Genomic DNA, 12,090 nt, shown 5'->3' with positions numbered 1-12,090 from the left:
ATTATAAGGTGCCTGGCAGTGACCTACTTTCGCATGCGAATGCACACTATCATCGGCGCGACTTCGTTTCACGGCCCTGTTCGGGATGGGAAGGGGTGGATCCAAAGCGCTATGACCGCCAAGCGTAACTTTTTAATATGGCTAACGACCAAAACCATCAATACCGGTTATCCGATCGCAAACCACAGTCTGGAAGAAGTAAAATTGGGATGATTGTATCCGGGCAAACACCTTGCCCGGCATCTGTGGAGAAGGGCAAATCCGCGCCCTTTTATTCTCCACTTTCATGCCTTGCTCAAGGTTATAGGATCAAGCCGCACGGTCAATTAGTATCGGTTAGCTTAACACATTGCTGCGCTTCCACACCCGACCTATCAACGTCGTGGTCTTCGACGAACCTTTAGGGGGGTTTAACCCCCGGGAAGTCTCATCTTGAGGCGAGTTTCCCGCTTAGATGCTTTCAGCGGTTATCTCTTCCGCACTTAGCTACCCGGCGATACGACTGGCGTCATAACCGGTACACCAGAGGTGCGTCCACTCCGGTCCTCTCGTACTAGGAGCAGGTCCACTCAAACTTCCAACGCCCACGGCAGATAGGGACCAAACTGTCTCACGACGTTTTAAACCCAGCTCACGTACCACTTTAAATGGCGAACAGCCATACCCTTGGGACCGGCTACAGCCCCAGGATGTGATGAGCCGACATCGAGGTGCCAAACTCCCCCGTCGATATGAACTCTTGGGAGGAATCAGCCTGTTATCCCCGGCGTACCTTTTATCCGTTGAGCGATGGCCCTTCCATACAGAACCACCGGATCACTATGACCTGCTTTCGCATCTGCTCGACTTGTCAGTCTCGCAGTCAAGCACGCTTTTGCCATTGCACTATCAGCACGATTTCCGACCGTACCTAGCGTACCTTCGTACTCCTCCGTTACACTTTGGGAGGAGACCGCCCCAGTCAAACTGCCTACCATACACGGTCCCCGATCCAGATAATGGACCTAGGTTAGAACCTCAACAACATCAGGGTGGTATTTCAACGTCGGCTCCATGAGCTCTGGCGAGCCCACTTCAACGCCTCCCACCTATCCTACACAGATATTGTCAAAGTCCAATGTAAAGCTACAGTAAAGGTGCACGGGGTCTTTCCGTCTAGCCGCGGGGAGATTGCATCTTCACAAACATTTCAACTTCGCTGAGTCTCAGGAGGAGACAGTGTGGCCATCGTTACGCCATTCGTGCAGGTCGGAACTTACCCGACAAGGAATTTCGCTACCTTAGGACCGTTATAGTTACGGCCGCCGTTTACCGGGGCTTCGATCAAGAGCTTGCACCCCATCACTTAACCTTCCGGCACCGGGCAGGCGTCACACTCTATACGTCCACTTTCGTGTTTGCAGAGTGCTGTGTTTTTATTAAACAGTCGCAGCCACCATTTCTTTGCAACCCCCATCCGCTTCACGCGCGAGGCGCTACACGTACCGGGGGCACACCTTATCCCGAAGTTACGGTGTTAATTTGCCGAGTTCCTTCTCCTGAGTTCTCTCAAGCGCCTTGGAATTTTCATCCCGCCCACCTGTGTCGGTTTGCGGTACGGTCTTCATTCAACTGAAGCTTAGTGGCTTTTCCTGGAAGCAGGGTATCACTCACTTGGCGCCCCGAGGGGCGTTGCGTCATCACGCCTCAACTAAGCCGCCCGGATTTGCCTGAGCAGCACGTCTACACGCTTAAACCGGGACATCCAACACCCGGCCGAGTTAACCTTCTCCGTCCCCACATCGCATTGAACAAAGGTACTGGAATATTAACCAGTTTCCCATCAGCTACGCATTTCTGCCTCACCTTAGGGGCCGACTCACCCTGCGCCGATGAACGTTGCGCAGGAAACCTTGGGCTTACGGCGAGGGAGCCTTTCACTCCCTTTATCGCTACTCATGTCAGCATTCGCACTTCCGATACCTCCAGCAGCCTTCTCAAGCCACCTTCGCAGGCCTACGGAACGCTCTCCTACCATCTACACTTGCGTGTAGATCCCTAGCTTCGGTGCACAGTTTGAGCCCCGTTACATCTTCCGCGCAGGACGACTCGATCAGTGAGCTATTACGCTTTCTTTAAAGGATGGCTGCTTCTAAGCCAACCTCCTGACTGTTTTAGCCTTCCCACTTCGTTTGCCACTTAACTGTGTCTTTGGGACCTTAGCTGAGGGTCTGGGTTGTTTCCCTTTCGACACCGGACGTTAGCACCCGATGTCTGTCTCCCACGCTCGCACTCTTCGGTATTCGGAGTTTGCCATGGGTTGGTAGGCCTAAACGGCCCCCTAGCCATAACAGTGCTCTACCCCCGAAGGTGATACGTGAGGCACTACCTAAATAGTTTTCGGAGAGAACCAGCTATTTCCAGATTTGTTTAGCCTTTCACCCCTACCCACAGCTCATCCCCTAATTTTTCAACATTAGTGGGTTCGGACCTCCACGAGGTGTTACCCCCGCTTCATCCTGGCCATGAGTAGATCATCTGGTTTCGGGTCTACACCCAGCAACTAATCGCCCTATTAAGACTCGCTTTCGCTGCGCTTCCCCTATTCGGTTAAGCTCGCTACTGAATGTAAGTCGCTGACCCATTATACAAAAGGTACGCAGTCACGGAACAAGTCCGCTCCCACTGTTTGTATGCATGCGGTTTCAGGATCTATTTCACTCCCCTCCCGGGGTTCTTTTCGCCTTTCCCTCACGGTACTGGTTCACTATCGGTCGATTACGAGTATTTAGCCTTGGAGGATGGTCCCCCCATATTCAGACAGGATTTCTCGTGTCCCGCCCTACTTGTCCCAATCCTAGTTCCACACTCAAACTTTCGCCTACGGGGCTATCACCCACTATGGCCCGACTTTCCAGACGGCTCGGCTAATTCGAGTGCTAAAAATTGGAGGCTGCTCCCATTTCGCTCGCCACTACTTTGGGAATCTCGGTTGATTTCTATTCCTCTGGCTACTTAGATGTTTCAGTTCGCCAGGTTCGCCACGCTTGACCTATGTATTCAGCCAAGGTTGACCCTTGCGGGCCGGGTTTCCCCATTCGGACATCTCCGGATCAAAGCTTGTTTGCCAGCTCCCCGGAGCTTTTCGCAGGCTACCACGCCCTTCATCGCCTGTAATCGCCAAGGCATCCACCACATGCACTTATTCGCTTGATCCTATAACCTTGAGGGCTTGGGAAATAGAAAATTGAAAACCGGCCAAGAACCGCCGCACTCAATCCCCTCTTCCAAACCAGTTGGTTACAGGTGTTTGCTCGTATCGCATCCGACTAAAAATGCGATACGTCGATACAATCATACCCATTATTCCGCATCCGGGAGCGCGCAGCCCGATCAAAAAGGCACGCATTCGCTGATGCGAAATATTTTACTTCTTCCAAATTGTTAAAGAACATCGGGACAAGGTAAGAAATAAAGAGTGATGTAAAACACTCGATGCTTCCTGCCGCTATCCCTGCAATACAGCCGCTGGTTAAAAACCAGAAGTAAACGCTTTCGCTTACTTCTGCTTTCTAAAATATGTTGCTCTCGACTTCTGAACTGGTGGAGGTGAACGGGATCGAACCGATGACCCCCTGCTTGCAAAGCAGGTGCTCTCCCATCTGAGCTACACCCCCGATTAGTGGTGGGTCTGGGTGGATTTGAACCACCGACCCCACGCTTATCAAGCGTGTGCTCTAACCAACTGAGCTACAGACCCTGAACAAAGCTCAAGAATAGGGCGGGGCGTTCTTGATTTTTTAGCCCTCTGGTCCTTAGCCCCTAGCCCTGCTTTTTAGAACAACCGATAGGTTGTGGACACTTGAACAGGGATCTTCTCTAGAAAGGAGGTGATCCAGCCGCAGGTTCCCCTACGGCTACCTTGTTACGACTTCACCCCAGTCATGAATCTCACCGTGGCAAGCGCCCTCCTTGCGGTTAGACTACCTGCTTCTGGTGAAACCCACTCCCATGGTGTGACGGGCGGTGTGTACAAGACCCGGGAACGTATTCACCGCGACATGCTGATCCGCGATTACTAGCGATTCCGACTTCACGGAGTCGAGTTGCAGACTCCGATCCGGACTACGACGCGCTTTCTGAGATTAGCTCCCCCTCGCGGGTTGGCAACCCTCTGTACGCGCCATTGTATTACGTGTGAAGCCCTACCCATAAGGGCCATGAGGACTTGACGTCATCCCCACCTTCCTCCGGTTTGTCACCGGCAGTTTCATTAAAGTGCCCAACTGAATGATGGCAATTAATGACAAGGGTTGCGCTCGTTGCGGGACTTAACCCAACATCTCACGACACGAGCTGACGACAGCCATGCAGCACCTGTGTTACCGCTCCCTTTCGGGCACGCCCGCCTCTCAGCGGGCTTCGGTACATGTCAAGGGTAGGTAAGGTTTTTCGCGTTGCATCGAATTAATCCACATAATCCACCGCTTGTGCGGGTCCCCGTCAATTCCTTTGAGTTTTAATCTTGCGACCGTACTCCCCAGGCGGTCAACTTCACGCGTTAGCTGCGTTACCAAGCCCGTTAAGGCCCGACAACTAGTTGACATCGTTTAGGGCGTGGACTACCAGGGTATCTAATCCTGTTTGCTCCCCACGCTTTCGTGCCTGAGCGTCAGTGTTAACCCAGGGGGCTGCCTTCGCCATCGGTGTTCCTCCACATCTCTACGCATTTCACTGCTACACGTGGAATTCCACCCCCCTCTGCTACACTCTAGCCTTGTAGTTTCAAACGCAGTTCCCAGGTTAAGCCCGGGGATTTCACATCTGACTTACAAAACCGCCTGCGCACGCTTTACGCCCAGTAATTCCGATTAACGCTTGCACCCTACGTATTACCGCGGCTGCTGGCACGTAGTTAGCCGGTGCTTCTTCTTCCGGTACCGTCAGTAGTCACGGTTATTCACCGTGACCGTTTCGTTCCGGCTGAAAGAGCTTTACAACCCGAAGGCCTTCTTCACTCACGCGGCATGGCTGGATCAGGGTTTCCCCCATTGTCCAAAATTCCCCACTGCTGCCTCCCGTAGGAGTCTGGGCCGTGTCTCAGTCCCAGTGTGGCTGGTCGTCCTCTCAGACCAGCTACTGATCGAAGCCTTGGTAAGCCTTTACCCCACCAACTAGCTAATCAGACATCGGCCGCTCCAAAAGCGCAAGGTCTTGCGATCCCCTGCTTTTCTCCTCGGAGATTATGCGGTATTAGCGCATCTTTCGATGCGTTATCCCCCACTTAAAGATACGTTCCGATGCATTACTCACCCGTTCGCCACTCGCCACCAGGGTTGCCCCCGTGCTGCCGTTCGACTTGCATGTGTAAAGCATGCCGCCAGCGTTCAATCTGAGCCAGGATCAAACTCTTCAGTTCAATACTGGTAAAACTCTCGCTTGACGTGTTACTGCAATTCCAGCTTCTACCCCGATATCATCAAGATAGCCGCCGGAATTTTGTTACATCGTGCGAGCACTTCAACTCTTAGCTACCCGGATATTCCGCCCCGAAAGACAAAATAGCCGGGTGTCCCGGTCAAGTGCCCACACCTATCGGCTGTAAATTTTTAAAGAGCAATGCTGCCTGAAAACTTCTAGCCAGACAACGAAAGGCGGGATTATACAGACACCAGATACCCGGTCAAGGGTTTTGATAAACTTTTTTATTTTTATTCGGAGATTGTTACTCTGGCAAACTTCCGCTTGCCAACTTGTACTATAACAGTTTGACCACGGGGCAGGCTAAAAGTTTTATCGCTGATCCTTTCGCCATTTAATTTTACACCGCCTTGCTCAATCATGCGTAGTGCCTCTGTGGTACTTGCTGTTAACCCGGCTTGTTTGAGTAACTGGGCAATGGCCAACCCTTCTTTCTCAACATACAGCATTTTCTCCGGCATGTCTTCCGGCAATGCACCGCGTTTGAAGCGCGCCTCGAAGTCGGCCAAGGCAATTTCCGCATCTTTTCTGCTGTGAAAACGGGTAACGATCTCCCGGGCGAACGTTACCTTTATATCGCGCGGATTACCCCCATTCCTCACGTCCTGCTGCCACTGGCGAATAATATTCAGCGGCTCAAACGACAACAGTTCAATGTACCGCCACATCAATTCATCGGAAATAGACATCAGCTTGCCGAAAATGTTTCCGGGACTCTCCGTAATTCCGATGTAGTTGCCAGCCGATTTGGACATCTTGTTAACCCCATCCAGCCCTTCCAGAAGCGGCATGGTAAGAATGCACTGCGGCAATTGCCCGAAATGCTTTTGCAATTCCCGTCCCATCAGCAGGTTGAATTTCTGATCAGTGCCGCCCAGTTCAATATCCGCCTTGAGGGCAACCGAATCATAGCCCTGGATTAGCGGATACAGAAATTCGTGAATGGCGATCGCTTTGTTACTTCGATAACGCTTGCCAAAATCGTCGCGTTCCAGCATGCGCGCAACGGTATGAGTGGCTGCCAGCTTGATCAGATCGGCGGCATTGAGCGTATCCATCCAGGTGGAATTGAATACCACTTCGGTCTGCTCCGGCCTGAGTATCCGGAAAACCTGGTTTGCGTAGGATTGCGCATTCTCGACCACTTGTTCGCGCGTGAGAGGGGGACGGGTCGTATTTTTGCCGCTGGGATCACCGATCATGCCGGTGAAATCGCCAATCAAGAATAAGGCATGATGGCCTAAATCCTGCAGTTGACGCATTTTGTTGAGCAAAACGGTATGACCCAGGTGCAAATCCGGCGCTGTTGGATCAAATCCGGCCTTGATTCTGAGTGGCCGATTTAACGCAAGTTTCTGCTCGAGCTCCTCTTCTACCAGGAGCTCGCTACAACCGCGCTTGATAACTTCCAGCTGTTCTGAGTTTTGCGTGGTCACAGTAGCCCGCGGGGCACGCTACCCATGATTGTCCGCCGCAAAACCCCAATTGATCAGCTTGTCGAGCACGGCGTTGACATAATCCACGCGCCGGTTCTGGTAATCCAGGTAATAGGCATGTTCCCATACATCGATAGTCAGTAGTGGCTTTAATCCACTGGTCAGAGGCAAATCAGCATTGCTCGTCTTGACCACTTTGAGTTTGCCGCCATCCTGCACCAGCCACGCCCAGCCACTCCCGAACTGAGTCGTTGCCGCAGCTGCCAGTTCTTTTTTGCATGCTTCCACGGTCTCGAAGGAAGTCTCGATTTTTTGCTTCAAAGCCGCGGGGGGTTCACCGCCGCCTTTCGGGGACAGGCTCTTCCAGTAGAACGTGTGATTCCAGATTTGTGCCGCATTATTGAAAACCCCGGTCTTATCCGCCTTGCCGGCTGTTGAAGCAATGATCTCCTCCAGGGACAAATCCGCAAGCTCCGTACCGGCAATCAGCTTGTTCAGGTTGTCAACATAAGTCTTGTGATGCTTACCGTAATGAAAGCTTAGCGTATTGGCGGAAATGACAGGATCCAGCGCATTATCCGCGTAAGGCAGAGGTGGCAGGGTGTGCGGCGCACTTCCAGTCTTTTGGTTGCTCATCGTTTTCGCTCCTATGTGGTAACAAAAAAATCCGATCCGTTATCATTTTTTCTCGTATTGGAATCCAACACCTTGAGTATAACTAATTTTGGAGGAAAGATAGATCAAGGATGTCCCCGGTCCCCCTCCCATCCTGAACGCTGAATCGTTATCCCCTGTCTGGCGAGTGTCAACGCAAGTATATTCGAAATATGTCCGCTTACACACGAGCGGCCCACCGCTTGCCCTATAATCCAGGAATTATCTCCATCTCAAACGAACAAAAGAATCCGGCACCTTTGCTACTTCAGGAACAAAACATGACGGAACCCACCATTACCTGCTCCAACTGTAAAGCTGAAATCCGGCTCACAGAGTCGCTCGCCGCACCGCTGATCGACGCCACACGCAAGCAGTTCGAGCAGCAACTCTTGCAGAAAGACAAGGAAATCGCCGGGCGCGAACTGGATATTCGCCAAAAAGAGAAGGAAATCGCGGAGTCCAGGCGCACGCTGGATAATCAGATAGCCGATCGGGTCGCCACACAGGTGAATGCCGAACGCATCCGCGTCATTGCCGATGAATCGAGAAAAGCAAAGCTTGCCAATGCCGCCGAACTGGAGAACAAGGCACGTGAACTTGCCGAGCTCCAGGAAGTGCTCAAAGGCCGCGATGAGAAGCTGGCTGCAGCCCAAAAGGTGCAAGCCGAGCTTATAAAAAAGCAGCGTGAACTCGACGATGCCAGGCGGGAGCTTGAACTCACTGTGGAAAAACGCGTTCAGGATGGGCTAACCGAAGTACGCGCTCACGCCAGGCGGGAAGCGGAGGAAGGACTCAAGCTCAAGGTAATGGAAAAAGACCACACCATCGCCTCCATGCAACAAAAGATCGAAGAACTGAAGCGTAGAGCCGAGCAGGGTTCACAGCAATTGCAAGGAGAAGTGCAGGAGCTTGCGCTTGAGAATCTGTTGCGCGCCAAATTCCCTTTCGACGCGATCGAGCCGGTACCCAAGGGAGACTATGGCGGAGATGTGTTGCACCGCGTCATTGGTACCGGCGGGCAATTGGGCGGCACCATTCTATGGGAAACCAAGCGTACCAGAAACTGGAGCGATTTATGGCTGGCCAAATTGCGCGAAGATCAGCGTACCGCAAAAGCGGAAATTGCTGTCATTGTGAGCCATATATTGCCGAAAGGCGTGGAAACTTTTGAAATGGTTGATGGCATCTGGGTGACGCATCCCCGCGCTGCGTTGCCGGTGGCGCTTATCCTGCGGCAATCACTGCTGGAACTTGCTCTTGCCCGACAATCTTCCGAAGGCCTGCAAACCAAAACCGAGATGATCTACCAGTACCTTACCGGCCCGCGTTTCCGTCAGCGCGTGGAAGCTATCGTCGAAGCGTTTTCCACCATGCAGGACGACCTGGATAAAGAACGCAAAGCGATAATGAAGCAATGGGCCAAGCGGGAAGAACAAATTATGCGTGTGATGGGCGCGACGGTGGGGATGTACGGAGACCTGCAAGGAATCGCGGGCAAATCGTTGCAGGAAATCGAGGGACTTGAATTGAAAAGCCTGGGTTTGAGCGAGTAAATAATGGTGATCGTAGCAGCGTATTGCCAAGCTAAGACCAAGGGGGAAAGAAGCTGAACAGTAAAGGGAATCACGTTCTGTTCGGTAAATCATCCGGCCAGGTTGTGTGGCTTAAGCCAGGACCGGAAGAAACCGAACAGAATACTCACAAACTCAGGTCGTTCACATCGGCCGGAAATTACGCTCCACTGAGTTCGACCAGCTGCCTGTCGGGGTAGCGCTCCATTTGATATCTCAGCCACAGTCTGCCGCCGATGTGAAAAGCTAGCGTATCCGCGTTGAATTGCAAAACCGGATTTCCCATCTCGCTTGTCGTTTGGTGGAAGAGTTGCAGCCACCGCTCGAACAATTCGGGGGTAAGTCCCGGCAGGGCGACGTGCTTGGGCATGGGCGCCCCGCGGAAACGGCTGGTTCCACGTAACTTCATTGACCAGAAATTGATCATTTGCACAAAATGCGCGTCCCAGTCGGTAACATGTGCTTCAAAGATCGGTCCCAGCGAGGGATCTTTTCTGGCTCTTGCATAAAAGGCATGAACCAGCCGTGAAATCTCCTCTTCGGTACACAGATCGGGATTAGGTGCCGTAAACTCTGGGTGTGACATATTCATAAGTGGTCCCCGGAAATAATAACCGCCGCTATATGTTGCGGTTGTTGGTTAAAAAAGTCTTCATCTACAAAGCTTGCGCGGTTACGCGCGTGGCCGCCAATGATACCAATATTTGCACTTTAAACATATCTTAATGTGACAAGTCCGCTGATTTAAGATTCAAAGCGGTTTAAAGGGAATTGTTCTAAAGGGAATTCGAAGGGACAAACCACTTGTCCATGCCGCCGACTTGGTGGTTACGGCAGTCTTGCCGGAGTGAAGGGTTTGAGCAAAAAGCGGGCAAGGACAGTTTGAGGATTGAAGACTGCTCCTGTTCCATTGGCTAAAAAGGCAGGCAAATATACCGCTGCGGCACTCCCTCGGCGCTATCTGCTAAAACACCCCATCCTTCGACACACCGTCGCATCTTAATATTACGCGCAATGTTTGCAATGCTTCCAGCTGAATCTGGCGCACGCGCTCACGCGTGAGATCGAGTCTCTCCGCCAGTTGTTCCAGCGTTTGCGTTTCGTCACCGTTGAGGCCGTAGCGCTGCTCGATGATGTATCGTTGTTTGTCATTTAGCCGGTTAAGCCACTCTCGCACGCGATATCTGATTTCAGACTTTTCAAGCATGAGATCAGGACCGGGAGTTTGATCGTCCGCCATGACGTCGCCGACGGACAGTAATGGGTCAATATCGAGCGGCGCATCCAACGACATCATGCTCATATTCAGGGACAGCATCCGCTGCACCTCTTTTACCGGGCGTCCCAGCAAGTGCGCGACATCTTCCGCTTTGGGTTCCTTGCCTGTATGTGCTTCCAGATGACGAGACGCTTGTAGAATGATGTTCAAATCTTTAATGACATGCACCGGCAGGCGAATAGTACGCGACTGGTTCATAATGCAACGTTCAATGTTCTGACGTATCCACCACGTAGCGTAAGTTGAAAAACGGAACCCGCGTTCCGGATCAAACTTGTCCAGCGCGTGCATCATGCCCATATTGCCTTCTTCGATCAGGTCCAGTAGCGCTACTCCATGATTGGTATAGTGTTTAGCGATATTCACCACCAACCGCAAGTTGCATTCGATCATTTTCTGGCGAGCCGCGAAATCGTCCTGCTTCACCAGGCGTGTCAGAATCGCTTCTTCCTGCGCGGTCAAGAGCGCATTATGGCCGATTTCGTTGAAATAAATTTGGGTGACGTCGGTCAAAAGGAAGTCGCCGAGCGTTTCGTTCCCTCCTTTGGATGGCGTTTCTTCGGAGCCCTCAGATGATGCGTTATCCCGCTCGGGCGGGTCCGTCTCGGGCGGTTCGTCATCGTCACGATGGAGGCGGTAGCTCATCCGGATGTTCCGGGCAGGTGTTTTAGCGGATCCACTGGTTTCCCATTCTTGCGAATTTCGAAGTGAAGCTTTACCAGCGTAGCGTCAGTATTTCCCATCTCAGCAATTTTTTGTCCTTTAGCCACCGTTTGCCCTTCCTTCACCAGAAGTTTGTTGTTGTGGGCATACGCGCTGAGGTAGGTATTGTTATGCTTAATGATAATGAGCTTGCCGTAGCCGCGTAATCCCGCGCCGCTGTACACCACTTTGCCTGCGGCGGATGCCGAGACCGCCTGCCCCGGTTTGCCCGCGATATCGATACCTTTCGTGCTTTCCGAAAAACCTTCCAATACCTTGCCCTTGGCGGGCCAGATCCATTCTAGGCTATCCTCGCCACGCATCGCGTCGAGGGTCGAGGGCACGGGGCTAATGCCGGTTTCAACATTTTTTCCGGCCGGCACATCAATCTTTGGCACAACCGCCGCGGGCACCGCTCCCCCCTTCAGTAGCGCTACCGCCTGTTCCGAATAGGGTAGCTTGAACGCCTTGGGTTCGACCTTAAGCTTATCGGTATTCACCGCATGCTTATCTTCAAACGGCGGAATGGTGTTCGGCACAGCCATTCCTGGCGCGGAAGGGGGCGTGGGCTCAGAAAGGGGGAATAGGGAGGGTTGCGCCAGTTGAGAAGGCGAGGATAAATTAAGCTGCTGACCGATATGGATGGCGCCCGGGTCCTGGATATTATTCCACTGGGCTAGATCTTTTTGATCAATGCCATGGTTCAGCGCAATGCTGTAAAGCGTGTCGCCCTTCTGTATGGTATAAAAATTGGGCCGCTGACCGTCCGTTTCCGGAACTGTATCCGGTTTTTCCGTAATCTTCTGGGACTCCACCACGTTTACATCAGTCACAGGCGCGCGCTGCGGGGTAGATTCGCAACCCGCAACCACCAGACAGAGAATGAGCGATGAACAATAAAAAGTCGAAGAAAAAAATCTTCCTGAAAGGAATGCGGGCCGAGAGCGCATCATAACTGCCTGAAGTAAAGCGCCATTGTTCAGAT

At 52.3% G+C, this 12,090-nt stretch carries 6 protein-coding genes, 2 tRNA genes and 3 rRNA genes; 1 reads left to right on the top strand and 10 read right to left on the bottom strand.

Translation table 11 applies throughout. From position 1 onward, the window contains the following. Positions 1-10 precede the first annotated feature (10 nt). The 7 genes from rrf to BLP45_RS06830 all read right to left on the bottom strand — a co-directional run bounded on the left by rrf (position 11) and on the right by BLP45_RS06830 (position 7,532). A 5S ribosomal RNA gene (gene rrf, locus BLP45_RS06860) occupies positions 11-123 on the bottom strand. Between the two features lie 182 nt (positions 124-305). Beyond that, positions 306-3,195 (bottom strand): 23S ribosomal RNA (locus tag BLP45_RS06855). Positions 3,196-3,580: 385 nt separating this feature from the next. Further along, positions 3,581-3,656: transfer RNA gene (locus BLP45_RS06850), tRNA-Ala, on the bottom strand. 6 nt (positions 3,657-3,662) lie between these two features. Then, positions 3,663-3,739 (bottom strand) — tRNA-Ile (locus tag BLP45_RS06845). 123 nt (positions 3,740-3,862) lie between these two features. After that, a 16S ribosomal RNA gene (locus BLP45_RS06840) occupies positions 3,863-5,398 on the bottom strand. Together the 16S, 23S and 5S rRNA genes with 2 tRNA genes alongside form the textbook arrangement of a ribosomal RNA operon. Positions 5,399-5,690: 292 nt before the next feature. Further along, entirely contained in the window at positions 5,691-6,896 is a 1,206-nt protein-coding gene (gene tyrS / locus BLP45_RS06835; protein WP_090371089.1) for a tyrosine--tRNA ligase, read from the bottom strand. 18 nt (positions 6,897-6,914) lie between these two features. Further along, positions 6,915-7,532 (bottom strand): superoxide dismutase, encoded by a 618-nt coding sequence (locus BLP45_RS06830; RefSeq protein WP_090371088.1) that lies wholly within the window; start codon positions 7,530-7,532, stop codon positions 6,915-6,917. Positions 7,533-7,831: 299 nt separating this feature from the next. Between BLP45_RS06830 and BLP45_RS06825 the strand changes: the two genes are divergently transcribed. Continuing rightward, positions 7,832-9,106: a DUF2130 domain-containing protein gene (locus BLP45_RS06825; RefSeq protein WP_090371086.1), complete on the top strand. Its 1,275-nt coding sequence runs from the start codon at positions 7,832-7,834 to the stop codon at positions 9,104-9,106. Between the two features lie 178 nt (positions 9,107-9,284). Here BLP45_RS06825 and BLP45_RS06820 read toward each other — a convergent pair whose 3' ends face one another. The 3 genes from BLP45_RS06820 to BLP45_RS06810 all read right to left on the bottom strand — a co-directional run bounded on the left by BLP45_RS06820 (position 9,285) and on the right by BLP45_RS06810 (position 11,938). Further along, positions 9,285-9,716 carry a group III truncated hemoglobin gene (locus BLP45_RS06820; protein ID WP_090371084.1) on the bottom strand — a complete coding sequence of 144 codons (432 nt, stop codon included), beginning with the start codon at positions 9,714-9,716 and terminating at the stop codon, positions 9,285-9,287. A 372-nt stretch (positions 9,717-10,088) separates the two neighbouring features. Then, positions 10,089-11,048 (bottom strand): RNA polymerase sigma factor RpoS, encoded by a 960-nt coding sequence (gene rpoS, locus BLP45_RS06815; RefSeq protein WP_090371082.1) that lies wholly within the window; start codon positions 11,046-11,048, stop codon positions 10,089-10,091. After that, complete coding sequence (locus BLP45_RS06810) at positions 11,045-11,938, bottom strand: peptidoglycan DD-metalloendopeptidase family protein (RefSeq protein WP_256327733.1); 894 nt, start codon at positions 11,936-11,938, stop codon at positions 11,045-11,047. The genes rpoS and BLP45_RS06810 overlap by 4 nt, the downstream gene beginning before the upstream one ends. Positions 11,939-12,090 lie beyond the last annotated feature (152 nt).

Origin of the sequence: Nitrosospira sp. Nl5, assembly GCF_900102495.1 — a bacterium.
Lineage (GTDB): Bacteria > Pseudomonadota > Gammaproteobacteria > Burkholderiales > Nitrosomonadaceae > Nitrosospira.
The sequence above is the reverse complement of the archived record's forward strand: the minus strand, read 5'-3'. Positions and strand labels throughout refer to the sequence as shown.

Excerpts from the sequence above, each read along its gene's own strand:
- BLP45_RS06825 (WP_090371086.1), top strand. The coding sequence starts at position 7,832 with ATGACGGAACCCACCATTACCTGCTCCAACTGTAAAGCTGAAATCCGG.
- rpoS (WP_090371082.1), bottom strand. The coding sequence starts at position 11,048 with ATGAGCTACCGCCTCCATCGTGACGATGACGAACCGCCCGAGACGGAC.
- BLP45_RS06820 (WP_090371084.1), bottom strand. The coding sequence starts at position 9,716 with ATGAATATGTCACACCCAGAGTTTACGGCACCTAATCCCGATCTGTGT.
- BLP45_RS06830 (WP_090371088.1), bottom strand. The coding sequence starts at position 7,532 with ATGAGCAACCAAAAGACTGGAAGTGCGCCGCACACCCTGCCACCTCTG.